Source organism: Actinoplanes sp. SE50/110 (assembly GCF_900119315.1).
Classification (GTDB): domain Bacteria; phylum Actinomycetota; class Actinomycetes; order Mycobacteriales; family Micromonosporaceae; genus Actinoplanes.
This window is the reverse complement of the sequence record NZ_LT827010.1, coordinates 8399540-8424510: the sequence shown is the minus strand read 5'-3', so window position 1 is coordinate 8424510 and position 24971 is coordinate 8399540. Positions and strand designations below refer to the sequence as shown.

General features: G+C 70.9%; 23 protein-coding genes and 1 tRNA gene. 13 read left to right on the top strand and 11 right to left on the bottom strand.

Annotation, left to right across the window (positions count from 1 at the left end):
* Positions 1-14: 14 nt before the first annotated feature.
* Positions 15-731, bottom strand: coding sequence for a 1-acyl-sn-glycerol-3-phosphate acyltransferase (locus tag ACSP50_RS37555; RefSeq protein WP_014694563.1), 717 nt, complete (start codon positions 729-731; stop codon positions 15-17).
* A 118-nt stretch (positions 732-849) separates the two neighbouring features.
* Between ACSP50_RS37555 and ACSP50_RS37550 the strand changes: the two genes are divergently transcribed.
* On the top strand, positions 850-1737 hold the full coding sequence (locus ACSP50_RS37550) for a hypothetical protein (RefSeq protein WP_014694562.1): 888 nt from the start codon (positions 850-852) through the stop codon (positions 1735-1737).
* Here ACSP50_RS37550 and ACSP50_RS37545 read toward each other — a convergent pair whose 3' ends face one another.
* Genes ACSP50_RS37545 through ACSP50_RS37530 form a run of 4 tightly spaced genes read right to left on the bottom strand, consistent with a single transcriptional unit; the run spans position 1738 to position 4950 of the window.
* On the bottom strand, positions 1738-2679 hold the full coding sequence (locus ACSP50_RS37545; protein WP_014694561.1) for an ABC transporter permease: 942 nt from the start codon (positions 2677-2679) through the stop codon (positions 1738-1740).
* Complete coding sequence (locus tag ACSP50_RS37540) at positions 2669-3412, bottom strand: ABC transporter ATP-binding protein (RefSeq protein WP_014694560.1); 744 nt, start codon at positions 3410-3412, stop codon at positions 2669-2671. The genes ACSP50_RS37545 and ACSP50_RS37540 overlap by 11 nt, the downstream gene beginning before the upstream one ends.
* Before the next feature lie 29 nt (positions 3413-3441).
* Complete coding sequence (locus ACSP50_RS37535; protein ID WP_014694559.1) at positions 3442-4524, bottom strand: ABC transporter substrate-binding protein; 1083 nt, start codon at positions 4522-4524, stop codon at positions 3442-3444.
* A 12-nt stretch (positions 4525-4536) separates the two neighbouring features.
* On the bottom strand, positions 4537-4950 hold the full coding sequence (locus tag ACSP50_RS37530) for an Rrf2 family transcriptional regulator (RefSeq protein ID WP_014694558.1): 414 nt from the start codon (positions 4948-4950) through the stop codon (positions 4537-4539).
* Between the two features lie 143 nt (positions 4951-5093).
* On the opposite strand from ACSP50_RS37530, the gene ACSP50_RS37525 reads away from it, so the two are divergent.
* The 4 genes from ACSP50_RS37525 (at position 5094) to ACSP50_RS37510 (ending at position 9665) form a co-directional block, all read left to right on the top strand.
* Positions 5094-6401 (top strand): pitrilysin family protein, encoded by a 1308-nt coding sequence (locus ACSP50_RS37525; protein ID WP_014694557.1) that lies wholly within the window; start codon positions 5094-5096, stop codon positions 6399-6401.
* On the top strand, positions 6398-7714 hold the full coding sequence (locus tag ACSP50_RS37520) for a pitrilysin family protein (protein ID WP_014694556.1): 1317 nt from the start codon (positions 6398-6400) through the stop codon (positions 7712-7714). Before ACSP50_RS37525 ends, ACSP50_RS37520 begins: the two co-directional genes overlap by 4 nt.
* Positions 7711-8697, top strand: a complete 987-nt coding sequence (nudC, locus tag ACSP50_RS37515) for an NAD(+) diphosphatase (protein WP_014694555.1) — start codon at positions 7711-7713, stop codon at positions 8695-8697. The genes ACSP50_RS37520 and nudC overlap by 4 nt, the downstream gene beginning before the upstream one ends.
* An 86-nt stretch (positions 8698-8783) precedes the next feature.
* Entirely contained in the window at positions 8784-9665 is an 882-nt protein-coding gene (locus ACSP50_RS37510) for a phytanoyl-CoA dioxygenase family protein (RefSeq protein ID WP_014694554.1), read from the top strand.
* A gap of 53 nt (positions 9666-9718) precedes the next feature.
* Here the strand turns inward: ACSP50_RS37510 and ACSP50_RS37505 are convergent, their stop codons facing one another.
* Positions 9719-9961, bottom strand: coding sequence for a mycoredoxin (locus ACSP50_RS37505; RefSeq protein ID WP_014694553.1), 243 nt, complete (start codon positions 9959-9961; stop codon positions 9719-9721).
* 83 nt (positions 9962-10044) lie between these two features.
* Between ACSP50_RS37505 and ACSP50_RS37500 the strand changes: the two genes are divergently transcribed.
* From ACSP50_RS37500 to ACSP50_RS37490, 3 genes are all read left to right on the top strand, one after another.
* Positions 10045-12186 carry an ATP-dependent DNA helicase UvrD2 gene (locus ACSP50_RS37500; protein WP_043512955.1) on the top strand — a complete coding sequence of 714 codons (2142 nt, stop codon included), beginning with the start codon at positions 10045-10047 and terminating at the stop codon, positions 12184-12186.
* Positions 12187-12305: 119 nt separating this feature from the next.
* On the top strand, positions 12306-12611 hold the full coding sequence (locus ACSP50_RS37495; RefSeq protein ID WP_014694551.1) for a hypothetical protein: 306 nt from the start codon (positions 12306-12308) through the stop codon (positions 12609-12611).
* Positions 12612-12758: 147 nt separating this feature from the next.
* Positions 12759-13121, top strand: a complete 363-nt coding sequence (locus ACSP50_RS37490; RefSeq protein ID WP_014694550.1) for a WhiB family transcriptional regulator — start codon at positions 12759-12761, stop codon at positions 13119-13121.
* A gap of 481 nt (positions 13122-13602) precedes the next feature.
* On the opposite strand, the gene ACSP50_RS42835 is transcribed toward ACSP50_RS37490, so the two are convergent.
* From ACSP50_RS42835 to ACSP50_RS43260, 4 genes are all read right to left on the bottom strand, one after another.
* Entirely contained in the window at positions 13603-13761 is a 159-nt protein-coding gene (locus ACSP50_RS42835; RefSeq protein WP_155123721.1) for a hypothetical protein, read from the bottom strand.
* A gap of 133 nt (positions 13762-13894) precedes the next feature.
* A complete protein-coding gene (locus tag ACSP50_RS37480; RefSeq protein ID WP_014694547.1) occupies positions 13895-15241 on the bottom strand; it encodes an AarF/ABC1/UbiB kinase family protein in 1347 nt (448 codons plus the stop codon).
* 78 nt (positions 15242-15319) lie between these two features.
* A complete protein-coding gene (locus tag ACSP50_RS37475) occupies positions 15320-16471 on the bottom strand; it encodes a thiamine biosynthesis protein ThiF (protein WP_052311820.1) in 1152 nt (383 codons plus the stop codon).
* A 204-nt stretch (positions 16472-16675) separates the two neighbouring features.
* Positions 16676-16834, bottom strand: a complete 159-nt coding sequence (locus tag ACSP50_RS43260) for a DUF5679 domain-containing protein (RefSeq protein WP_014694545.1) — start codon at positions 16832-16834, stop codon at positions 16676-16678.
* A 442-nt stretch (positions 16835-17276) separates the two neighbouring features.
* Between ACSP50_RS43260 and ACSP50_RS37470 the strand changes: the two genes are divergently transcribed.
* Both ACSP50_RS37470 and ACSP50_RS37465 read left to right on the top strand, forming a co-directional pair.
* Positions 17277-17807 (top strand): M48 family metallopeptidase, encoded by a 531-nt coding sequence (locus ACSP50_RS37470; RefSeq protein ID WP_014694544.1) that lies wholly within the window; start codon positions 17277-17279, stop codon positions 17805-17807.
* A 368-nt stretch (positions 17808-18175) separates the two neighbouring features.
* Complete coding sequence (locus ACSP50_RS37465) at positions 18176-18772, top strand: hypothetical protein (RefSeq protein WP_043512954.1); 597 nt, start codon at positions 18176-18178, stop codon at positions 18770-18772.
* 69 nt (positions 18773-18841) lie between these two features.
* Here ACSP50_RS37465 and ACSP50_RS37460 read toward each other — a convergent pair whose 3' ends face one another.
* Positions 18842-20137, bottom strand: coding sequence for a zinc-dependent metalloprotease (locus ACSP50_RS37460; RefSeq protein WP_014694542.1), 1296 nt, complete (start codon positions 20135-20137; stop codon positions 18842-18844).
* A 90-nt stretch (positions 20138-20227) separates the two neighbouring features.
* Between ACSP50_RS37460 and ACSP50_RS37455 the strand changes: the two genes are divergently transcribed.
* The 3 genes from ACSP50_RS37455 to ACSP50_RS37445 all read left to right on the top strand — a co-directional run bounded on the left by ACSP50_RS37455 (position 20228) and on the right by ACSP50_RS37445 (position 24528).
* Positions 20228-21259, top strand: a complete 1032-nt coding sequence (locus ACSP50_RS37455; RefSeq protein WP_014694541.1) for a PDZ domain-containing protein — start codon at positions 20228-20230, stop codon at positions 21257-21259.
* Positions 21260-21383: 124 nt separating this feature from the next.
* Entirely contained in the window at positions 21384-24383 is a 3000-nt protein-coding gene (locus ACSP50_RS37450; protein WP_014694540.1) for a UPF0182 family protein, read from the top strand.
* Positions 24384-24454: 71 nt separating this feature from the next.
* A tRNA-Met gene (locus tag ACSP50_RS37445) sits at positions 24455-24528 on the top strand.
* The last annotated feature ends 443 nt before the right edge of the window (positions 24529-24971 follow it).

The following is a 24971-nucleotide window of genomic DNA, read 5'->3' as shown; positions in this document are numbered from 1 at the left end:
CGGAACCGCTTGCCTCAGACCGCGGCGGCCGGTCGCGGCAGCGGCGCGGTCCCGCCGAGGTGGGCGGGCAGCCACCAGCGGTCGCCGTCGTCGGCCGGTTTCTCCGGGTAGGCCCTCTGCACGGCGTCCAGCAGCGAGGTGAGCCGCTGCTTGAGGATCACCGTGACGGCCTCGGCGGTGGCGCCCTCGGGCATCGAGATCGCCTCGCCGATCTTGATCAGGACCGGGACGTGGCGTTTGGTGAGTTCCTTCTTGCGGCCCTTGGTCCAGAGCCGGTGCGGGCCCCACACCGCCATCGGGATCAGCGGGACGCCGGCCTCCTGAGCCATTCGGGCGGCGCCGGTCTTCAACTCTTTGACGGTGAACGACTCGCTGATCGTCGCCTCCGGGAAGACGCCGACGATCTCGCCGTTCTCCAGGGCGGTGGTGGCTTCGCGGAAGGCGCCGAGGCCGGCTTTGCGATCGACCGGGATGTGCCGCATGCCGCGCATCAGCGGGCCGCTGACCTTGTGGTCGAAGACGGACTTCTTCGCCATGAAGCGCACCAGCCGCTTGGCCGGTTGAGCGCCGAAGCCGCAGAAGATGAAGTCCAGGTAGCTCGAATGGTTGCTGGCCAGGACCGCCCCGCCGGTGGTCGGGATGTGCTCGCCGCCCTCGACCTCGATCTTCAGGTCGAGCACGCGGAACATCGTCTTGGCCAAGGCGACGACCGGGGGATACACCAGTTCCATGGCAGCACGGTAGCGGACATTTCTGGGAACCGACTGGGCCGGGTGGCACTTTGTCCAGCGTGTTTCGCCGTGCACGCCCGGGCGGCGGCGCACCCGATGGTGGTGTTGACTGGTGGTCATGTCCGAGCCGTTCCCGCAGCAGTCCGCCTGGTCCCGGCCGGGTGGGGCGTGGTCGTCGGGCACGGTCACCGGCATCGGCGTACCGCCGCAATCGCCGCCGCCGCCACCCGCCTCGCCGGAACCGTCGCGACGGTCCGGTCCGGAGCGTCAGCGACGGCAGTTGTTGATCTTCGGTGGGGTGGCCGGGCTGATCCTGTCCGGCGGCCTGATCGTGCTGCTGGTGATCGTTTTCAGCGGGGACGATCCGTTCGGCCACCGGGCGCACGCACCGACCGATGTCCGCCCGCCGCTGGCGCAGGCCTGCCCCGCGCCGACCGATCCGCCGGGTGCCGCGCCGGCTCCCGCACCGTCCGCGCCGCCCGCCGCGACCGGCGCGCGGACCGTGGACCGGGAGGCGGGCATCTCCTACCGGCAGTACGGCGCGCCGTGGCGGGTCTGGAACCAGGTGTGGCGGGCCGGCACGCTGAAGGTCAACTACAAGGTCGGCCAGCATTTCGTGACCGAGACCTACAGTGCCGGCGACTATCACGCGTCGATCCTGTCGGCGGCGGTGCCGGCGGCCGACAACGACGCGGTCACCCTGGATCTGCAGTGCGTGGGACGGCAGGTCGCCGCGGACGTGCGGGCCAACTACTACCCACAGCCGAACACCCTGGAGCCGCTGCGCGACGAGGTGACCACGCTCGGCGGGCGGCCCGCCTATGTCAGCGAGTTCCGGCTGCATTTCCACGCGGCCGGGCTGACCGCCACCTCGGAGCTGTCCGCGGTGGCGGTCATCGATGTCGGCAAGCCGTCGGCGGCCGTGCTCTACGTGTCCATCCCGGGCACGCACCGGCAGTTCGACTACGTGATCGACGACGTGCTGAGCTCGGTCCGGCCGCTGTGATCAGCTGCCGGTCAGGCCCCACCGCTTGCGCAGGGCGTTGTCGGCGGCGTTGAAGAGCTGATCGATGCAGATGCCGATGATCAGTACGACGAGGATGTAGCAGATCACCAGCGGGGTGTCGGCCAGGTCCCGGGCGTTCTGCATGCGCACGCCGATCGACACCGTGCCGGGCACGATGACGAGCAGCTCACCGGCCATCAGGCTGCGCCAGGAGAAGGCCCAGCCCTGCTTGAGCCCGGAGACGAAGGACGGCAGCGAGGCCGGCAGGATCAGGTGCCGATAGCGGTCGAAACCGGACATGCCCATCACCTGGCCGACGCGCAGCCAGGTGCGCGGCACGTAGTCGATGCCGCTGATCAGGCCGTTCGCCACGGAGGGGGCGGCGCCGATCACGACCACGAACAGGATGGCCTTCTCGCCGAGCTGGAACAGCAGGATGGCGAGCGGGAACCACATGATCGACGGCATCGTCTGCAGGCCGGTGATCAGCGAGCCGATCGCGGCGCGCAGCGGGGCGAACCGGGACACCGCGGCGCCGATCACCGTGCCGATGGCGACCGCCAGCGCGAAGCCGGTGATCGCCCGGGTCATGGTCAGGCGCACGCCGTCCCAGAAGTCGGCGGTGGTCACCAGGTCCCACAGCTGCGGGAAGACGTCGGTGGGCGACGGGAAGACGTACGACGGTTTCCAGCCGCTGACGTAGGCGATCTCCCAGGCCAGCAGCACGATCCCGATGGCGGCCAGCTTGGGCCAGGCGCTCTTCCAGATCCGCAGGCCGAGGTTGCCCCGGTCGCGCTCGGGTTCGAGGTCGAGCGCGTCGAGGCCGCTGACCTCCTGCTCGCTCAGGGTCTTGATCTTCTGCGGGAGCGGACCGTAACCGTCGTCCGGCGCGAACGTTCCTTCGAGCGCGGCGCGCGCGGAGGAGAGAGGTTCAGTGGGCATGACGGGCGACCTCCGCACGGAGCCGGTCGGTGATCTCGGCGGCCTGGCCGGAGACCTCGGGGGAGTCGATGCGCCGGGGGCGCGGGTGTCCGATCTTGAAGTCCTCGATGACCCGGCCCGGCCGGCTGCTCAGCAGGATCACCCGGTCGCCGAGGCGGACCGCCTCGCGCACGTTGTGGGTCACGAAGAGCACGGTCAGCTCCTGCTCGCGCCAGATCCGTTCCAACTCGTCGTGCAGGATGTCGCGGGTCATCGCGTCCAGGGCGCCGAACGGCTCGTCCATCAGCAGCACGTCGGCGTTCTGGGCGAGGGCCCGGGCCAGCGCGACCCGCTGGCGCATGCCACCGGAGAGCTCGTGCGGCCGCTTGTCGCCGAAGCCGCCCAGCCGGACGATCTCCAGCAGCTCGGCGGCCCGCTTCCGGCGTTCGGCCTTGTCGATGCCCTGCAGCTTCAGCGGCAGCTCGACGTTGCCGGCCACGGACAGCCAGGGGAAGAGAGCGGCCTCCTGGAACATCAGGGCCACCTTGCGGCCGCCGGTGTTCAGGGTGCCGCCGCTGATCTTGTCCAGCCCGGCGACCAGCGAGAGCAGCGTGCTCTTGCCGCAGCCGGAGGCGCCCAGCAGGCAGACGAACTCCCCCTGCTGGACGTCGAGGGACACACGGTCGAGGGCGAGCAGCGCGGTGCTGCCCGAACCGTACTGCTTGGAGACGTTGTCGATCTCGAGGATGTTCATGCGTGCCCGCCCTCCCGTCAGATGGTTCGTCAGGCGCCCGCGGCGTCGCTGACCGCGGGCTGACCGGCCGCCTTGAGCAGGTCGTTCAGCGGACCGAGGTCGTAGATGCCCTTCAGGTCGACCTTCTTCAGCAGACCGACGTCCTCGGCGTGCTGCGCGCTGGTGTACAGCGACGACGCGATCGGGTCGTTGGTGAACTTCAGGTTCTTGAACGCGGCGGCCAGGATGTCGTCCTTGAGCGCCTTGCCGGTGAGCGCCTGGATCTGGGCGTTCGCCGCCTTCTGGGCGTCGGCGTTGTTGTCGTTGATGTACTTGACCGCCGCGATGTGGCCTTGCAGCAGCTTCTTGACCGTGCCCGGGTAGTCCTTGAGGAACTTCTGGCTGACGATCAGGTGGGTGGTGACGAACTGCTGGTTCGGCCACAGGGTGGCCTCGTCGACGAGCAGCTTGCCCTTGCCCTCCAGCACCATCTTGCTGAGGTTGGGCTCGGGCACCCAGGCGCCGTCGATCGCGCCCTGGGCGAAGGCCTGGACCGCGGTCGCGTTGTCCTGCGGCAGGATCGACACGTCGCCGCCACCGTTGGTGTCGGCGTTCAGGCCGTTCTGCTTGAGCCAGGCGCGCAGCGCGACGTCCTGGGTGTTGCCCAGCTGCGGGGTGGCGATCTTCTTGCCCTTGAGGTCGGCCGGGCCGTTGATGGTCGGCTTGACCACCAGGCCGGCGCCGCCCGAGGTGCTGCCCGCGATGATCTTCAGGGCCTGGCCGTTGGACTTGGCCCAGCCGTTGATCGCCGGGTTCGGGCCGATGTAGGTGGCGTCGATCGCGCCGGAGAGCAGCGCCTCGAGCGCGGCCGGGCCGGCGTTGAAGGTCTGGGTCTGCAGCTCGGTGCCGGTCAGCGCGTCCTTGAACAGGCCCTTGTTGACGCCGACCAGGGCCGGCGCGTGGGTGATGTTCGGGAAGTAGCCGAGCTTGATGGTCTTCGCCTCGGCCGGCGTGCCGGCCGGAGTGTCGGCCTTCTTGCTGCTGTCGTCGTCGGACCCGCAAGCGGCCAGAGCAGTCGTGGCCGCGAGCGCGGCCGTGGCAAGGGCGAGCGCACGAAGGGTGCGGGAGCGCATGCTCAACAACTCCTAGTTCTTCTTTATTGAGGTGGTGGAGAGTTCGGCCAGGGTCCGGTGGTCGACCACGCCCTCGATGGCCGCCTCGACGGCGATCCACACGTCGTGCAGTGCGATCGCCGCGCCGTGATAGGTCGCGGTGGCGGTGGGGAGGCCGCGGACCGTGGTGAGCGCGCCGCCGACGGCGCGGACCACGTCCCCGACGGTGATCTCCTCGGCCGCGCGGGCCAGGGCGTACCCGCCGTCGACGCCGCGGTGGCTGTGCAGCAGCCCGGCGCGGCGCAGGTCGAGCAGGATGCCCTGCAGGAAGCTCAGCGGGATGTCCTGCGCGGCCGCCAGCCCGGCGGCCTTGACCAGACGTGGGTGCGCCGCGGTGACGGCGAGCATGGCGCGGACTGCGTAGTCCGTGCGAGCCGAGACGTACACGGCGGGCCCCCTCCCGGTGGATCAAACTTCGCTTAATCTATCTGTTGGATGGGAATAGTGGAACAGAGAGGTTTGGTGCGTCAAGTCATCGACCGGATGGCGGGACCCCACCGGGGGATCACCCAGCGCGCTAATGTCACTCCGTGGCGTCCAGAATCCAGATCCCCGCGACGAAATATCCGGTCGAACGGTTCACCCTCGCCAACGGTCTGCGCGTGGTGCTCTCGCCGGACCGCAGCGCCCCGGTCGTCGGCGTCGCCGTCGTCTACGACGTGGGCATCCGCAGTGAGCCCGAGGGGCGCACCGGCTTCGCCCACCTCTTCGAGCACCTGATGTTCCAGGGCTCGGCGAATCTGGAGAAGCTCGCCCACTTCCGGCACGTGCAGGGCGCCGGCGGCAGCTTCAACGGCTCCACCCACCTGGACTACACCGACTACTTCGAGGTGCTCCCGGCCGGCGCGCTGGAGCGGGCGCTGTTCCTCGAGGCCGATCGGATGCGCGGCCCCCGGCTCACCGAGGAGAACCTGCGCAACCAGGTCGACGTGGTCAAGGAGGAGATCCGGGTCAACGTGCTGAACCGGCCGTACGGCGGGTTCCCCTGGCTGAAACTGCCCCCGGTGATGTTCCGCACGTTCCCCAACGCGCATGACGGCTACGGCTCGTTCGAGGACCTGGAGAGCGCCACCGTCGACGACGCGCAGGGCTTCTTCGACCGCTACTACGCCTGCGGCAACGCGGTGCTCTCGGTCGCCGGCGACTTCGACGTGGCGGAGGCGACCGCCATGATCGAGAAACACTTCGGCGACGTGCCCGCCCGCCCCGCCCCGGTGCTGCCCGCCTTCGACGAGCCCGGCCTCGACGGCGAGCGCCGCGAGTCGTACGTCGACCGCCTCGCCCCGCTGCCCGCCGTCGCGGCCGGCTACCGGGTGCCCGACCCGATCGCCGCCTTCGACGCCTACCTGCCCTTCTCGGTGCTCGCCGAGGTGCTCACCGACGGCGACGCGTCCCGCCTGGTCGAACGTCTGGTCCAGCGCGACCGCACGGTCACCAACATCGGCGGCTACCTCGGCTTCATGGGCGACGAGTACCAGGTGCGCAACCCGACCGCGCTGCTGCTGCAGGCACACCTGCCGCCCGGCGGCGACGCCGGCAAGGTGCTGCGCACCGTCGACGAGGAGCTCGACCGGCTGGCCGCCGACGGCCTCAAGCCCGGCGAGCTGGAGCGCACCCAGGCCCGGATGGCGGCCCGCGCGCTGCAGAGCACCGACGAGGTGCTCGGCCGGGCACTGCCGATGGCCGTGCTGGAGCTGCAGCGCGGCCGGCCCGAGCTGCTCAACGAGCTGCCCAAGCTGATCAGCGAGGTGACCGCCGAGCAGATCGTCGACGCCGCGGCCACCCTGCGGCCGGAACGCCGCGCCACCGTCGAAGCGATCCCCGGAGCCACCTCATGACCGAGATCCTCCCCGACCTCATCCCGGACACCGAGCTGACACTGCCGCCGCAGGCCGAGCGGAAACTGCCGAACGGGCTGACCGTGATCGCCATCCGGCGCGCCGCGGTGCCGCTGGTCGAGGTGCGCCTGCGGGTCCCGTTCGGCCGCGCCCCGCTGGCCCCGGCCACCCTGCTCTCCCAGGCGCTGTTCACCGGCACCGAGACGATGACGATGCTGGACATCGCCGCCGAGGTGCAGGCGGTGGGCGGCAGCCTGGCCGCGGGGCTCGACCCGGACCGTCTGATGATCAGCGGCAACGCGCTCGCCGACGGCCTCGGCCGGACCCTGGAGATCCTCGCCGGCGTGCTGACCGGCGCGACCTACCCGGCCGACGAGGTGCTCACCGAGCGCGAGCGGCTCTGCGACAACCTCCAGGTGATGCTCAGCCAGCCGGCCCACCTGGCCCGGGTCGCGCTGCTCAAGCGGGTGTACGCCGACCATCCCTACGCCGTGCAGACCCCCGCCCCGGAGGAGGTCCGGGCGGTCGAGCCGGATGCCCTGCGCGAGCTGCACGCCGACCGGGTTCGGCCGGCCGGCTCGATCCTGGTGCTGGTCGGCGACATCGACCCGGACCAGGCGATCGACCTCGCCGAGAAGACGCTGGGCGGCTGGACCGGCGCGGCCCGCGACGGTGACCTGCCGCCCGCCCCGGCCCTGCGCCCCGGTGCCCTGCTGCTGGTCGACCGGCCCGGCGCGGTGCAGTCCTCGCTGCGGGTGGCGCTGCCGGGCCTGCCCCGCACCGACCCCGGATACGCCGCGCTGGCCCTGGCCAACATGCTCTTCGGCGGCTATTTTTCGTCCCGCTGGACGGAGAACATCCGCGAGGACAAGGGCTACACCTACGGCCCGCACTCGGCGATCGAGCACTTCACCGCCGGATCGGTGCTGGTCGCGGCGGCCGAGGTGGCCACCGGCGTGACCGGTCCGGCGCTGCTCGAGACCACGTACGAGCTGGGCCGCCTGGCCAGCCTCGCGCCCGGCGAGGAGGAGCTCGAACAGGCCCGGCGGTACGCCCTGGGCACCCTGCGGCTGGGGATGTCGACCCAGGCCGGCCTGGCCGGGCTGGCCAGCGTCTACGCCGGCTTCGGCCTGCGGCTGGACTACCTGCGACAGCACTCGGCGGCGCTGGCCGCGGTCACCCGGGAGCAGGTCGCCGAGGTGGCGGCCAGGCACCTGGCCCCGTCCCGCGCGGTCACCGTGGTGCTCGGCGACGCCGAGCAGATCGAGCCGCAGCTGGCCGCCCTGAGCACGGTGGAGCGCGACCCGCGGTGACCACCCCTGAGCAACCCGACTTCGGCGGCGAGCAGCCCGGCACTCCGCCGCTGGCGCGGACCACCCTGGACCGCGCCGCGGATCGGCGCAAGGACGACGCCTGGCTGGCCGAGGCCTGGACCCGCGGCCTGGTGCTGGTGGTCGACCTGGCCCAGGGCGGCCGGGCGCTGGTCACCGACCGCGGCGACGGCGGGGTCACGCTGGTCCTGGTGCCGTCGGCGGCCGCGCCGGACGCCGAGCACTGGTTCCTCGGCGTCGACCCGGACGGCACGCCGCTCTGGACCATGGACGCCACGCCGCCGCCGGCCGAGGGCGCCCGCCCGGCGACCCTGCGGGAGATCGGGCATCTGCTCGACGACCGTGACGCCGGGCTGTTCACGGCCGCCGCGGCGCTGACCAACTGGCACGCCGGCCACCGGTTCTCGCCGCGCACCGGCAAGCCCACGGTGGCGGTGGAGGCCGGCTGGGCCCGCGCCGACCCGGACGGCAAGCTGATGTGGCCGCGCACCGACCCGGCGATGATCGTGGTGGTGCACGACGGGGTGCCCGGCCCGGCCGGACGCTGCCTGCTCGGTCACAACTCGGCGTGGGGCCGCGCCGCGGACGGCCTGACCCGGTTCTCCTGCCTGGCCGGTTACGTCGAGCCGGGGGAGTCCGCCGAGGCCGCGGTGGCCCGCGAGGTCCGCGAGGAGGTCGGCATCGGCATCGGCGCACTGCGCTACGAGGGCAGCCAGTCCTGGCCGTACCCGGGCTCGCTGATGCTCGGCTTCCTGGCCGTGGCCGACCCGGCGCAGCCGCTGCGGCTGGACCCGGAGGAGATCGACGAGGCGCACTGGTTCTCCCGGGACGACATCGCCAAGATGATCGCCGGGGGCTACGTGCACCCGGATTCAGGGGTGCCGATGAGCCTGCCGATGCGCTCCTCGATCGCCTTTTACCTGATCGAGAAATGGCTGACCGCCGGTGCCGGAGATCACGGCTGAACGTCTGACCGGAAGATTTCTCGTTTCGAGGCAACCTGGGTAGCGTCCCGGTGCGTCATGCTTTTACAAAGACGAGAGGGGATCCGATGACCCAGGTGGAAGCGCCGGCGTGGACGCCGATGTCCGCGGAGGAGCGGGAGGCGTTCGACCGCGACGGTTACATCGTCGTGCCGTCGGTGCTGAGTGAGAGCGAGATCGAGGCCGGTCGGGCCGCGATCCTGGGGTATTACGAGAAGGCCAAGGAAACGGGCGAGCTCAGCGCGACCGGTGCCCTGCACCGCCTGTCGCCGGTGAACTACGTGCCCGAGCTGGCCTTCCTGCTCGACCACCCCAAGGCTTTCAAGTACATCTGGTCGCTGCTCGGGTGGAACGTGCACGTGTACCACTCGCACATCGACGTCCACCCCCAGCTGCACGAGCAGCAGAAGCAGTGGTGGCACTGGCACCAGGACGGCGGCCGGCAGAACCGGGAGATCGAGACCGACCCGCGTCCGATGCTGTCGGTGAAGCTGGCGTACTGGTTCTCCGACGTCAGCGAGACCGGCCGGGGCAACTTCACCGTCCTGCCCGGCAGCCACAAGACCAACTGGCTGCCCGGCCCGCCGAGCCGTGGCGTGCCGTGGCCGGCCCCGGAGGGTGCCGTCCAGATCACCGCGAACCCGGGTGACCTGGTCGTCTTCGACCGGCGCATCTGGCACGCCCGGTCGGACAACTACTCCGACATCACCCGTGTCGGCGCCTTCTTCGGCTACACCCCGCGCTGGATCGCGATTCGCGACGAGGTGGCCGACCTGCCGAACAAGCCCGAGTGGGCGACCATGACCGAGGTGCAGAAGCAGCTGCTCGGCGGGTTCGGCAACGGCGACGGTGACCACCAGTGGGGTCACTACCCGGCGACCACGCCGCTGTACGGCGAGCTCAAGGAGCGCGGCCTGCTCGACTCGAGCATCCCCGCCCTGATCCCGTAGGTTCCTGCGGAAAAGGGCCCGTCCGGATGGACGGGCCCTTTCGGTTTCCCGGCTCAGGCGGAGAGCGTGGCCAGGTGCTGCTTGACCTGGACGATGGACGGGTTGGTCAGCGCCGACCCATCGTCGAACTTCAGAGTCGGCACCGTCTGGTTGCCGCCGTTCACGCTGCGGACGAAGGCCGCCGACGTCTCGTCCTGCTCGATGTCGACCACCTCATAGGCGATGCCCTCCCGGTCGAGCTGCGACTTGAGGCGGTGGCAGTACCCACACCAGGACGTCGAGTACATGGTCAGCATCGGACTGGGCTCCTTCGGATACGGGTCACACGGCACTACGCCATCCCGCACAACGTCCCGCGGGGGTGTCATGATTCCCTACCGTGCGGACTGAAACGGTGCTGGCCGGGCTCGACCCGGAACAGCGGACGGCGGTGACGGCGCCGGCCGGCCCGGTCTGCATCCTGGCCGGCGCCGGGACCGGCAAGACCCGGGCGATCACCCACCGGATCGCGCACCGGACGCTGTCCGGCGAGATCAACCCCCGGCACGTGCTGGCGGTGACCTTCACCGCCCGGGCCGCCGCCGAGATGCGCTCCCGACTGACCGCGCTCGGCGCCGGCGGAGTGCAGGCCCGTACCTTCCACGCGGCCGCCCTGCGCCAGGTGCGCTACTTCGCGTCCCGGCTGCTGGCGGGTCGCGGCATGCCGGAGCTGATGGAGAGCAAGGTCCGCGTGGTCGGCCTGGCCGCCGCCCGGGCCGGGGTGCGCGCCGACCGCGCGGTGGCCCGGGACCTGGCCGGCGAGATCGAGTGGGCCAAGTCGTCGCTCGTCGAGCCGTCCGAGTACGCCGTCGCGGCGGCCAAGGCGCTCCGTGAGCCGCCGTTCGAGCCGGCCCGGGTGGCGGAGGTGTTCGCGGCCTACGAGTCGCTGAAACGCCGGCAGGGAGTGATCGACTTCGAGGACCTGCTGCGCGCCGCGGTGTGGGGGATCGAGGACCACCCGGACGTCGCCGACCAGATCCGCGCACAGTACCGGCACTTCGTCGTCGACGAGTACCAGGACGTCAACCCGCTGCAGCAGCGCCTGCTGGAGGCGTGGCTGGGAGACCGGGACGACCTCACCGTGGTCGGCGACGCCAGCCAGACGATCTATTCGTTCACCGGGGCCACCTCGTCGTACCTGATCGACTTCCCGCGCCGCTGGCGCAGCGCCGTCGTGGTCCGGCTGGTCCGCGACTACCGCTCCACTCCGCAGGTGGTGGGGCTGGCCAACGCGGTGATCCGGCAGGCCCGGGGCACCGAGGCCCGGTTGCGTCTGGAGCTGGAGGGGCAGCGCCCGCCCGGCCCGGAGCCGGAGCTCAAGGTGTTCCCGGACGAGCCGGGCGAGGCGGCCGCGGTGGCCCGGCGGTGCCGGGAGCTGATCGGCTCCGGCACGCCGGCCAGCGAGATCGCCGTGCTCTTCCGGACCAACGCGCAGTCCGAGGCGTACGAGGAGGCGCTGGCCGAGGCCGAGGTGCCGTACGTGGTGCGCGGCGCCGAGCGGTTCTTCGAGCGGGCCGAGGTGCGCCAGGCGATGGTCGCGCTGCGGGCCGCCGTGCGCTCCATTCCGGGCGAGACGCCGCTGGTCGAGGCGGTCGTCGAGGGTCTGGCCGCGACCGGATGGCGGCGCGGCCAGCCACCGCCGGGCGGCGCCGCCCGGGAGCAGTGGGAGGCGCTGGCCGCCCTGGTCGCGCTCGCCGAGGAGTACGCCGCCGAGCCGGCCGTGCTGCCGATCGGCGAGGGTGGCCGGGTGCAGCGCGAGGTCAGCCTGGCCGCGTTCAACGAGGAGCTGGCCCGCCGGTCCGAGCAGCAGCACGCGCCCACCGTGGCGGGCGTGACGCTGGCCTCGCTGCACGCGGCGAAGGGCCTGGAGTGGGACGCGGTCTTCCTGGTCGGGCTCGCCGACGGCACGCTGCCCACCACGTACGCGAAGACCAATGAGCAGTTGGAGGAGGAACGGCGCCTGCTATACGTCGGGGTGACCCGGGCGCGGCAGCTGCTGTGGCTGTCCTTCGGGCAGTCCCGGTCGCCGGGTGGCCGGGCCCGGCGACCGTGCCGTTTCCTGCCGCAGCCGGAGCGCGCCACCGCGGGCGCCGGCCGGCCCTCGGCGGAGCGGAGTCGGAAAGCCGACCGGCGCCCGCCGAAGGTGTCCTCCTGCCGGATCTGCGGGGCCACCCTGTTGGCCGGCGCCGACCGGAAACTGGGCCGCTGCCCGACCTGCCCGTCGGACATGGACGAGGACCTCTACGAGCGTCTGCAGCGGTGGCGGGCGAGCACCGCGGCGGAGCTCAAAGTTCCTGCTTACGTCGTCTTCACCGACGCCACCCTGGTGGCCGTGGCGGAACGTCGTCCGACCGATCCGGCCCAGTTGCTGGCGATCGCCGGAATCGGCCCGCGGAAGCTGGGCCAGTACGGCGAGGCGGTCTTCGCGTTGGTGGCCGGCGCCGGCCCTGATGATCTTGGCCGAAAAAACTTTGAAAACTAGTGCGTTAATTCGTTTGCCCTCCCCTGTAGGGCAGGCATAGCCTCAGGACACACCTTGCCGGGGGATTGTCCCGGGCGAGATCAAAACACGAGTGCGGTTATACGGAGGAGGTGGCACCGATGAGGATCAACACCATGCTGATGCGTCCGTCGATGTTGCCGTCTGCCGTCTGCGCTCCATCCGCTCTGCTGCCCGTCGCCGCTCCGTCGGCGCTGCTGGCTGCCGAGCGTGTTCTGGCTCCGCAGGCTCACCAGGTCTTCAGCCAGTCCCAGGCCGAGCTGGGCAAATGGGCTGTCGAGCGGGTGCTCGCGAGCGGCGTCAAGGGCAGCACTGGCATCAATGGCACCACCGGGTTCAAGGGCAACGATTCCGTCAAGCGCTACACGGATGGAAACGGCGTCCCGCCTCGAGGAAGGCCGGTCTGACAGACCAGACCTCCGGCTCACCTCGAGGCCGCGGAACCCCTAACCGGGATCCGCGGCCTTAATTTTTTGCCGGCCCACCAGGCCGGTGCACAACCCTGAAAAGGCGATCCAGAAGATCGACGAAGAAGAGAGAGGTGACCGGGCTTTATGAGTCTGGCGCTGGCCCCGATCGACATCACTGTCGACATCGAGGCAAACCTGCCCTGCCGGAAGTTCGACCCGGACCTGTGGTTCTCCGACTCCCCGGCCCAGCTGGAGCTGGCCAAGTCGCTCTGCGGGGACTGCCCGCTGCGCGTCGAGTGCCTGGCCGGTGCGGTCGAGCGGAGCGAGCCCTGGGGTGTCTGGGGCGGCGAGATCTTCGAGCGCGGCGCCGTGGTCCCGCGCAAGCGGCCGCGTGGCCGTCCCCGTAAGGCCGACGTCGCGCGCGACGCCGAGCTGGCGGTCGAGGTCGAGGAGCGGCTCGCCGCGAACGGTCTCGACTCCCGCAACAGCGTTCGGCTGGCGGCCTGAGATGACCGACCTGACCCTCCCCGAGATCGACGACCGAAAGCCGAGCACCGTAACCGTGTATCCGAATGGAGCCACCAAAGTGAGACTCATCCAAGAGGCGTTGTCCCGGGCTCGAATGCGTCGGCCTCAGAGCGACAGCGCACCTGAGGCTTACCGTTCCGCCCGCCGTATCGCCATGGAAGGCCGCAAGCAGGCCGCTCGCGATCTCGGCGTCGGCGGGTACTGATCCCCACACCGACCCGCTACCAAGGGAAATGACGAAAGGCTCGTCCGCATGCGGACGAGCCTTTCGTCCGTGGCCGGTTCCGGCCGGCTCGGGGGTCCCTTGCGGATGGTGGCATCCGCGATGCTTCCCCGGGCGGCGCCCTCCGCAGCTCCCTTGCGGATGGTGGCATCCGCGATGCTTCCCCGGGCGGCGCCCTCCGCAGCTCCCTTGCGGATGGTGGCATCCGCGATGCCTCCCCGGACGGCGTCCTCGGGGCTACCGCGGGAGTGGAGAGGACGGAACATCGATGATGCTTGTCACATCCGAGATGTCGATCCGGGCCGCCACGGATCTGTCGGCGTGCCCCCGCCCCAGGTCGTCGATCGCCAGCCGGCCGACGACGTCGGCGACGCCCCGGTCCGGTTCGGCCGGCATGAGCCGTTGGACTCTTCCGCCCCGCGGGTCCAGCCCGAAGATTCTCAGCATGCGCCGGCCCCGACCATGGGCGTCGATCGGGATGATCGGCGCAACAGTTGCCCGCCGCGAAAGGGTCGTCTCGCGGCCGGGGTCAGGCGATCGGGGCGAAGCCCGGCAGCCACTCCTCGAGGATCTCCTGGTAAGCCGCCTCGGCCTCCAGCTGGCAGAGGACACCGATCGAGCCGAGCGTCACCCGGTGGATCATCAGGTACGACGGGGGCAGGTTGAGTTTGCGCCCGAGCTGGTATGCCGGGGAGCGGGGGTTGGCCAGCCGGGTCGCCTCGCCGCGCAGCCAGGTGCGGGTGAAGCGGAACCGCTCGACCGCGACCGGCTCGATCATCGGGCGCAGGAAGGCGAGCACCGCCTCCGCGTCGATCGGCTCGTCCCGTTTGATGAAACCCTCGTCGCGCAGCCCGTCCGCGACCCCCTCGGCGTCGCCGTCCAGGGCCAGCCGGACCAACCGGCCGATCGGCTCCGGATGGCCCTCCGGGAGCCGGGCCACCGCGCCGAAGTCGATCACGCCGAGCCGGCCGTCGGGCAGCACCCGGAAGTTGCCCGGATGCGGGTCGGCGTGCAGCAGTCCGGCCCGGGCCGGCGCGGAGAAGTGCAGGATCGCCATCAGCCGGCCGGCCTCGTCCCGCTCGGCCACGGTGCCGCCGGCGATCACGCTGGACAGCGGCGTGCCCTCGACCCACTCGGTGACCAGCACGCGCGGCGCGGAGGCGACCACCCGCGGCACGAAGATGTCCGGGTCGTCGTGGAAGGCGGCGGCGAACGCCCGCTGGGTCTCCGCCTCCATCTCGTAGTCGAGCTCCTCGACGACCCGCTCGTGCAGCTCGGCGAGCAGCGGCTTGATGTCGATCCCGGGCTGAATGATCTTGAACATGCCGGCCAGCCGGGACAGCTGTTTCAGGTCCGCGACCAGCGCCTCGCCGGCCCCCGGATACTGCACCTTGACCGCGACCGGCAGCAGTTTCGGCTTGCCGTTCTTCCGGGCCGGCGGCAGTTTCCAGACCGCGCGGTGCACCTGACCGATGCTGGCCGCCGCGGCCGGGCTGTCGTCGAACTCGGCGAAACTCTCCCGCCAATCCGGTCCCAGCTGCTCGGCGAGCGCCTTGTGCACGTTGGCCACCGGCATCGGTGGGGCGGCCTCCTGCAGTTTGGTCAGCGCCTGCCGGTAGGGGCCGGCCATCTCCTCGGGCAGCGCGGCCTCGAAGACCGAGAGCGCCTGGCCGAACTTCATCGCGCCGCCCTTGAGCTGCCCCAGAACGCTGAACAGCTGCTCGGCGGTGCGCTGCTGAATGTCCGCGGAGATGACGTCGGCAGCGATCCCGACGGCCCGCTTGCCCAGTCCCAGAGCGGTCCGGCCGGCGAAGCCGAGCGGCAGGGCGGCCAGCTTGGCCGTCCGGGAGGCCGCACGGCGGGGTATGTCCGTCACCAGATCATTGTGACCGACCGCGCGGCGTTACTCGGCCCGTCGCGCACTGCTTTGCCAGTTTATGCGACAAAGGTTCGATTAAGGATCCACACTTCCTCCACACTCCGCCCGTTTGGGGAGTCCTGTCTGGGTCGCTGCGGACGGCCTCAGGTGAATGGGGGATCGCCGCGCCCGCGCGCCGCAGGCGCACTCCGGATGCGGCGGCCACGTCCGGCGGCGGGTCCGCCCCGGCGCGCTGATCTCCACCGCCGCCCCCAGCGTGTCCGGCGTCCCGCCGTCCAGGAAGGTCAGTGCCTCGGCGGTCGCGAACCCCGCCGCCGCCAGCACGGTCGCCACCGCGCACGGCTCCGTCCCGCCCGGGCCGCCAACCCCGCCCGTCCCGGGCAGGCCCGGCCACTCCGGGTCCCGTTCCCGCCGATGCAGGTCGAGGCAGTGCAGGCAGGGTCGGCCGGCGGCGGGCACGAACGGCCCGATCACCGCGGCGCCGTCCCGGATGTGCACCGCGAGGTGCGGCTGCCGGCGGGTGCTGTGCGCGGCGGCGAGCAGCGCGACCGGCTGGTCGTGGGCGAGCTGGACGACCAGGCTGGCCGGTGCGCGGCGGACCTCGCAGACCTGGGTGCCGGGCACGGCCCGGCGGACGGCGGCCGCCACCGCGGTGTGCAGCGGGCTGCCCAGGTCGGTGCCGATCAGTGGGCTGCCGGGCAGGTCGGCCGGCCCCACGGTGCCGGACAGATCGGGGTGGACGTGCCCGACGCCGGCCTCGGCCAGGGCCACCGCGATGGTGGCGGCGAGCCGGCCGCGCCCGGCGAGCACCACCCGCGCCGTCCGGCGGCGGCGCAGGGTCCGGGCCGGGGAGCCGGTGGCGGCGCCGAGGGCGATGGCGGCGGCCTCCCCGGCCAGACGATGTCGCTCGGCGCTGGGCAGGCCGGCCGGGAGCAGTGCGGACTGCGGCAGCACCAGGCCGGCCTGGCGCAGCAGGTCGAGCAGCTGGCGGGTCTCGGCCGGGGCGACGCCCAGGTCGGCGGCGTGCAGCAGCACCTGGCGTTCCGGCCGGTTGCCGTCGAGCAGGTCGAGCACCCGGGCCAGGCGGGGGTCGGGCAGCTCGAGGCGCACCGCGCGGGCCGGGTCGAGGCCGAGCTGCAGCTCGTCGGGAGCACGCCAGATCCGGGCGAGCCCGGGGATCAGGGTGGGCCGGGCGAGTGGGGCCCGGGGGAGGGGCGGGTGGGTCATGGGTGACAGGTTGTCACTGCCGGGCTGCGGAGCGGATTTGTTATCCACAGCCTCGCGGTTCACCCGACTGGGTTATCCACAAGCGGAGCTGAGTTATCCACAGGGTGGGTACACCGGCTCCGGCTTACTCAACGTGCACGGGCCGACACGGTTACGGTCCGCCCGGGAGGGCGGCCTCGCGGCCGCCTTCCCGGAAGCGCACGTCTACTTGGCCTTGCCCAGAATCCGGTTCATCGTCGTTCCGCAGACCGGGCACTTGCCCTTGGCCATGTTCATGCCGGTCTTGGAGACCTCCACGTTGCCCTGGAAGTCACGCTTCTCCTTGCATTTGACGCAGTAGCCGTTGTAGGTGGTCTCGGCCACGGTTCCTCCTCGTTCGTGTCGTCGGCCGCTGGGCCCCGTGCTTGTTCGCAGCGACGGGCGCGAACCTGTTCACGGCGCTGGGCCGCCGGGGCGTGGAATTACCCAGGTCAGGCCGGTTCCATGTCAGCGCGCTGTCGGCGGTCTCACCGACGTGGTGAGTGTGCCGGGGCGAAGTGCCCTTTTCGTACAATTTTGCCGGGACACGCCGACGATTGTCTTCACAACGGCACGAAAGGGATGTGCGCCCCCGGTATCCCCCTGAGTCGACGATGGTCTAGGTTGACGGCTGTCTCAGATGTTGCGCCTGGGGAAAATTTTTTCGGGTATTTGCGGACGAACCGCCCGGCCAACGTGACAGTCATTGGGCGTACTCTTGCGGTGACCAGGGTCTCGCGGATTAGCGTCTCAACGTGAACCCGAATCTGGGCCGCGCGAGCCGGTAATGGCCCGCGTGCGCAAACCTGTCGTGGAAGTGCGGCGCAGTCAGCGCCGGCGCAGGACGGTGTCCGCGTATCGCGACGGCGAGCGCGTGGTCGTGCTCATCCCGGACCGGTTCTCGCGCGCCGAGGAAACCGAGTGGGTCGAGCGGATGCTCGCCCGTCTCGCCGCCCGTGAGGAACGCCTCCGGCACACCGACGACGAGCTGCTCGCCCGCGCCCGCCGGCTGACCGGACGCTACCTAGCGGAGTACGCCGGCCTGGTCGCCCCGGCCAGCGTTCGCTGGGTCACCAACCAGAACGGCCGCTGGGGTTCCTGCACCCCGGACGACGCCACCATCCGCATCTCGCACCGCATCCAGGAGATGCCCGACTGGGTCGTCGACTACGTCCTGTTGCACGAGCTGGCCCATCTGGTCGTCCCGAGCCACAACGCGCGCTTCTGGGAGCTGGTGAACCGCTTCCCCAAGGCCGAGCGGGCCCGCGGCTACCTGGAGGGCGTCGCCGCCGCCGGCTCCCTCGTCATGGCCGAGTAAACCCGCCACCCCGGGGTGATCCCTGCGCAAGATCCGCCATAACCTCCAGCTCTCCGAGCGCCTCCGGCGATTCGGCCGTACGCCGTAACCGCCACCCACCCCGCGCGCCGTGCGCTCCGCCTCGCGTCGTCGCCCGTCGCCTCGCGCCATGCCCGCCTCGCGCCATGCCCGCCTTGCGCCATGCCCGCCTTGCGCCATGCCCGCCTTGCGCCATCCCCGCCTCGCGCCGTCGCCCGCCATCGTCTGCCGCGGTGCGCCGTGTGCCACCCGCTGGCCCCTTGGTGAGCGGGGGCGGCACAGCGTGCCCTCGCTGTCGTGAGCGTCGCGGGTCGGCGAGGTGTGCCCTGGGCGCTGGGTAGGGTGGCGTTGTGACGCGGCGTGTGGTGGTGGCGATGCTGGTCCCGGTGCCGTGGAGCCCGCCCGGGGTGGATCCGGCGGCCTGGCGCGGCGCTCTGGCCGAGGACGTCGCCGATCTGCTGGCCCGCCTCGCGCAGGCCGAGGCCGCGATCGCCGCCACCGCGCAGGACCGGGCTCTGGCCGAGGAGATCGCCTGGCCCGGCATGCGGATCTACGAGATCCCGCAACCCACCGTGCTCCCGGTGCTGCGGGCGGCCGCCGCCGACGGCTTCGAGCAGGCCGCCGTCATCGCCGCCGACGCCCCGGACGTTCCCGGCATGATCCTCGGCAAGCTGCTGCGCCCGCTGGAGAGCCGGGCGGTCGCGGTCTCCCCGGGCGGCCCCGGTGGCGGCCTGCTGGGCGTGGCCGCCAGCCTGCCCGCCCCGGATTGGCTGCCCGACCACGATCTCGACACGGCCTCCGCCCAGTCGCTGCGCCGGTCCGCCCCGTCCCCCGGCGAGGTCACCTCCACACCACCGTGGCGTCGCCTCCGCGGCCCGGCCGACCTTGCCACTCTGGACGTGGCCTTGGAAGGCTGGGACAACACCCGAGCCCTCCTCGACACCTGAGCCGGTCAAGGGCACGGAGGTGGGGCGGCGCCGTCGGCGCCGCCCCAGCGGAAGCGTTCCGGGTCGGTTCTACTTCTCGGTGTCGTCCGGGCCGGAGTGCGGAGTGTCGGTGCCCGGCTCCGGGGCGTCCGGCCCGGGCTCCGGGTTGCCGGCGAGGCCTTCGAGTTCGCTGATGTCCCAGTCGGACTGGGTGCGGGCGAAAGCCTCCGGGTCGGCGAAGTCCTCGTCGGTGGGGAGCAGGTCGGGGTGGTCCCAGAGGGCGTCCCGGCCCGCGGCACCGCGCGCTTCGGCGACCGCCGTCCACAGGGCGCCGGCCTCGCGCAGGCGGCGGGGTCGCAGCTCGAGGCCGACCAGGGCGGCGAAGGTCTGCTCGGCCGGGCCACCGGCGGCCCGGCGGCGGCGGAACGCCTCGCCGAGCGCCGCGACCGACGGCAGCCGGTCGCCGGCCGCCTGGTCGACCACGTGGCCGACCCAGCCCTCGACCAGGGCCAGTGCCGTCTCCAGGCGGGCCAGGCTGGCCTTCTGCTGCGGGGTGTCCTCCGGAGTGAAGATCCCCTCCAGGGCCATGGCCTGCATCGACTCCGGGTCGCTCGGGTCGACGCGGCCCATCGCCTCCTCGATCGCCTCCCGGTTCACGGTGATGCCGTTGGCGTACGTTTCGACGGCGCTCAGCACGTGCGCGCGCAGCCACGGCACGTGTCCGAAGAGCCGCTGGTGGGCCGCCTCGCGCAGGGCGACGTAGAGCCGCACCTGGTCCTCGGGCAGTTCCAGGCCCTCGCCGTACGCCTTGATGTTGGCCGGGACCAGCGCCGCGGTGCCGGCCGGGCCGAGAGGCAGGCCGATGTCGCCGGCCGAGAGGACCTCGGCGGCGAGCTGGCCGAAGGCCTGGCCGAGCTGACCGCCGAAAAGCGCGCCACCGAGCGTGGCGACCATCGACTGCATCGGGCCGAGCTGGGCCCGGGCCTCCTCGGGCACGAGGTCGCCCATGGCGCCCACCATGCGGCCGGCGATCGGCTCGCACAGCTTCTTCCAGACGTCGAGGGTGTTGTAGATCCACTCGTTGCGGTTCCAGGCGACCGCCTTGTGGATGCCGCTGGGGAGCGCGCAGACCGGGTCGAGCCACAGGTCGGCGAGGCGGAGTGCCTCCTCGACCTGGTGGCGCTCGAACATGTTCACCGCCGGGTCGCCGCTGGCCGAGAGCTGGCTGGCGGCGACCTGCCGGGCCAGGTCCCAGTTGACCGGGCCACTGCCGGGGGCAGCGAACATCTGCTGCAGCTGCGCCATGAACTGCTGCATCTGCTGCGGGTCGGAGGGGTCGGGCGGCTGCGCGCCCGGCAGGGAGAAGCCGAACGGGATATCGGGCACGGACCTAACGGTACGCGCGAAACGCTCGTAGCGGACTGATGGAGGTGTCAGCTCAGAGAGAACTCAGGGTGGGTCGGTACTCTCACGCGCATGAGACGTCGCGGTGTCACCGTCATCCTGGGCGCCCTGATAACCGCCCTGCTGGCCGCGGGTGTCATGGTCGCCCCCCTGCCCTACGTGGTGCTCAAGCCCGGCCCGACGGTGAACACCCTCGGTTCGGCCGAGGGCACCGAGGTGATCCAGGTGACCGGGGCCAAGACCTCGTCCTCCGCCGGTGAGCTGCGGCTGACCACGGTGAACGTGCAGTCGCACGTGGAGCTGGTCTGGGCGGTGCAGGGCTGGCTGAGTCACCAGGACGCGGTGGTCCCGCGTGACCTGATCTACCCGCCGGACCAGAGCGAGAAGCAGGTCCAGGAGCAGAACGCGCAGGAGTGGAAGCAGTCGCAGACCAGCGCCGAGACGGTCGCGCTGCGCGAGCTCGGCTACCCGGTGCAGACCTACGTGCGCAAGGTCACCGCGGGCGGCGCCGCCGCCGGCGTGCTCCAGGAGAACGACGTGATCACCTCGGTGAACGGCACCGCGGTGACCGGGCCGGGCCAGCTCACCTCGCTGGTCACCGCCCAGCCGGCGGGCAGCAGGCTGGCCGTGGGGTACACCCGGGCCGGTAGGGCGGGCACCGCCGAGGTGACCACGAAGGCCGCGGACGACGAGAAGAAGACGCCGCGCCTGGGGATCGAGATCGGCACCCAGCAGCCGCACCCGTTCACCATCAAGATCGACCTGGACAAGATCGGCGGACCGAGCGCCGGCCTGATGTTCACCCTCGGCATCATCGACAAGCTGCGCGACGACGACCTGACCGGCGGCAAGGTGATCGCCGGCACCGGCACCATCGACGACGACGGCAACGTGGGTCCGATCGGCGGCATCCCGCAGAAGCTGGTCGGCGCGAGCAAGGCCGGCGCCAAGATCTTCCTGGTCCCCAAGGACAACTGCGCGGAGGCGCTGCGCAACGCGGTGCCCGGCCTGCCGATGGCGAAGGTGGCCACCGTGGACGACGCACTCACCGCGCTCAAGACCTTCACCTCGGGTGGCACCCCCACACCCTGCTCGGCATCATGACCACTGGCAGTGACCGGACATGTTCCACCACGTATCGAAGCTGGATACGAGATCGTAAGGTGAGACACCGGCCCGACGAAGTGTGGAGCCAACGTTGGTAATGCGTAACAGTCCCCTACCGAGGATGAGCCGGCGCGGTCGCGTCACCGTCGGCGTCCTGGTCGGGGTCTTCATACTTTTCACGCTGCTCGGCTGGGGCATCGACGCGTACACGGACTATCTCTGGTTCTCCGAGGTCGACTTCGCCAACGTGTTCTCCGGGGTGCTGGTCACCAGGCTGCTGCTCTTCCTGACGGTCGGCGCGGTGCTGGCACTGATCGTCGGGGCGAACCTGTACCTGGCGTACCGGCTGCGTCCGCTGCTGCGGCCGCACTCCGCGGAGCAGGCCACGCTGGAGCGGTACCGGATGGTCCTCACGCCCCGGCTCGGCACCTGGATCACCGTGCTGAGTGTCATCATCGGATTCTTCGCGGGACTGTCCGCGCAGAGCCGATGGGCCGACTGGATGCTGTTCCGCAACGCGCAGCCGTTCGGGCAGACCGACCCGCAGTTCCACGTCGACATCGGGTTCTACATCTTCGACTACCCGCTGCTGCGCTACCTGCTCGGCCTCGGCTTCACCGCGGTGGTGCTGTCGGTGCTCGGCGCGCTCGCCGTGCACTACATCTTCGGCGGCGTCCGACTGCAGGGCGTCGGCGACCGGATGACCACCGCGGCGCGTGCCCACCTGACCACCCTGGTCGCGGTGTTCGTGCTGCTCAAGGCAGTGGCGTACGTTCTCGACCGGCGCGCTCTGCTGCTCGAGCAGCACGTTTCGCCGGGGCTGTACGGCGCCGGCTACACCGATGTGAACGCGCTGCTCCCGGCCAAGGAGATCCTGGCGTACATCTCCATTGTGGTGGCCGTCGCGATCATCGTGTTCTCCAACGCGGTGATGCGGAACCTGGTGTGGCCCGGCGTCTCGCTGGCCCTGCTCGGCATCTCCGCGGTCGCGATCGGCGGCATCTACCCGCTCGCCGTGCAGAACTTCCAGGTCAAGCCGAGCCTCTCGGACAAGGAGCGGCCATACATCGCCAAGGCGATCGAGGCCACCCGGGACGCGTTCGACCTGAACGCCACGAAGGTCACCGACTACACCCCGGTGACCGCGGCGAACGGTTCCACGCCGCCGCCGGCCAACCTGGCCGACGACACCAGCGCGCAGAACGTCCGGCTGATCGACCCGCAGCTGGTCTCCCAGGCTTTCACCCAGTCGCAGCAGTCCCGCAGCTTCTACGACTTCGGCGAGAAGCTCGACGTCGACCGCTACACGATCGACAACAAGACGCAGGACTTCGTGGTCGGCGCCCGGGAGATCAACGACGAGAAGCTCTCCGCACAGCAGCGGAACTGGCTGAACCGGCACACCGTCTACACCCACGGGTACGGACTGGTCGCCGCGCCGGCCAACAAGGTCTGCGAAGGCGCCGGGCTTCCGTACTTCGTCTCCGGCTTCCTCGGCAGCAACACCTCGGCCAACTGCTCGGCGCCGACCGACGAGCTGGAAGCCACCCAGCCGCGGATCTACTACGGTGAGCAGTCCACCGAGTACGCGATCGTCGGCCAGACCGACAAGAGCAGGAGCGTGGAGTTCGACCGCCCGAAGGAACGGGACAAGAACGCGCAGGGGCAGGACGAGGACAAAGAGGCCTCGGACCCCTTCACGTACGACGGCAAGGGCGGCGTCGCGATCGGCTCGTTCTTCCGCCGGCTGGTGTTCGCGATCAAGAACACCGAGAGCAACTTCCTGCTCTCCGACGCGGTCAACGCCAACTCCAAGGTGATGTACATCCGGACCCCGCGCGAGCGGGTGGAGAAGGTGGCGCCGTTCCTCACCATCGACGGCGACCCGTACCCGGCCGTGGTCGACGGCAAGATCGTCTGGATCCTGGACGGCTACACGACCGCCCAGACCTACCCGTACGCGCAGAAGATCAACCTGGCGAACGAGACGCGCGACGAGACGACCGGGGCCGGAGCCTTCCCGCTGGCCCGCGACGACGTCAACTACATGCGCAACTCGGTCAAGGCGACCGTCGACGCGTACGACGGCACCGTCAAGCTCTACGAGTTCGACACCAAGGATCCGGTCCTCAAGGCCTGGAACCAGGCCTTCGGCGGGCACCTGATCATCCCCAAGGGGGACACCCCGGCCGATCTGATCAAGCACTTCCGGTATCCGGCCGACCTGTTCAAGGTGCAGCGCAACCTGCTCACCAGGTTCCACGTCCAGGACCCGCAGACGTTCTTCACCGGCGACGACTTCTGGCAGGTGCCGAACGCCCCGGACGCACCGCAGGCCGGGGTCAAGCAGCCGCCGTTCTACCTGAACGTCAAGCTGCCCGTGCAGTCCGCGACCACGTTCCAGCTCACCTCCGGGGTCACCCCGAACGGCCGGGACAACATGGCCGCCCTGATCTCCGCGTCGTACGACACCACCGGCGCTCCGCAGCTGCAGGTGCTCAAGTTGCCCAACAACTCGGTGACACCCGGCCCCGTCCAGGTGCACCGGCTGATGACCAACAACGCGGGCATCTCCCAGCAGCTGTTCGCGCTCAACCGCAACGGCCAGACCGTCCTCTACGGCAACCTCATCTCGTTGCCACTGCAACAGGGCATCCTGTACGTCGAGCCGGTCTACGTCCGCACCACCGCGGCCGGTGCGGCGCCGCTGCTGCAGAAGGTGCTCATGTCGTACGGCGACGGCTCCAACGTCGTCCTCGAGAACAACCTGCAGGACGGCCTGAAAGCCCTCGCCGCCGCCGGCAAGAACAACAACGGCGGGACCGGCACCGGCGGCAACACCGGCACGACACCACCCGCCAGCGGCACCGGCCCGCCGGTCCTCAGCGGCGACCTCGCCTCCGCCGCCGCGGCCGTCGACCAGGCCATCGAGAACCTGCGGAACGCGCAGAAATCCGGCGACTTCGTGGCCCAGGGCAACGCGCTCAAGGCCCTCGACGACGCGATGAGCCGCTTCCAGCAGGCCTCCCAGGCGAAGGGCGGGACGACCACCGGCACCGGGCCGTCGGTCACACCCTCCACCGCCGCCAACCCGGCACCCTCCGCGAGTGCGGGCGGCTGACCAGCGAAGACGCCGGCTCCGGGGGCTGTTTTGCAGGTTCCGGAGCCGGTGCGCTAGGCTTTATCTACCGACGCGGGGTGGAGCAGCTCGGTAGCTCGCTGGGCTCATAACCCAGAGGTCGCAGGTTCAAATCCTGTCCCCGCTACGAGGGAATGAGGGACTCCTGTCCGCGGAATGCGCGGACCGGGGTCCCTCTTCGCGTTGCTGGCCGGGGGGCCGAGCCCCCCGAGCCCCCGCGTTCCGGTGGGCGCGGTTGGTGGGTCGGTGGCCGGTTCCCGGCGCCGAGATGGGCTTGGTCGGTGGGTCGGTGACCGGTACCCGACGCCGAGACGGGCTTGGAGTTGCAGCGCCGTCAAGAACCAGCCCGTGGGCCGGAACTGGCCAGAAACCTGCGAGGTGGGTTAAGCGTGCGCTGAAGGCCTGGCCGTGGGGCGGGCGTGGGCTGAAGGCCTGGCCGTGGGGCGGACGTGGGCTCAAGGCCTGGCCGTGGGGCGGACGTGGGCTCAAGGCCTGGCCGTGGGGCGGGCGTGGGTTCAAGGCCTGGCCGTGCGGCGCGGGGCTGTGCGTGGTCCGTTGTGGGTGCGGATG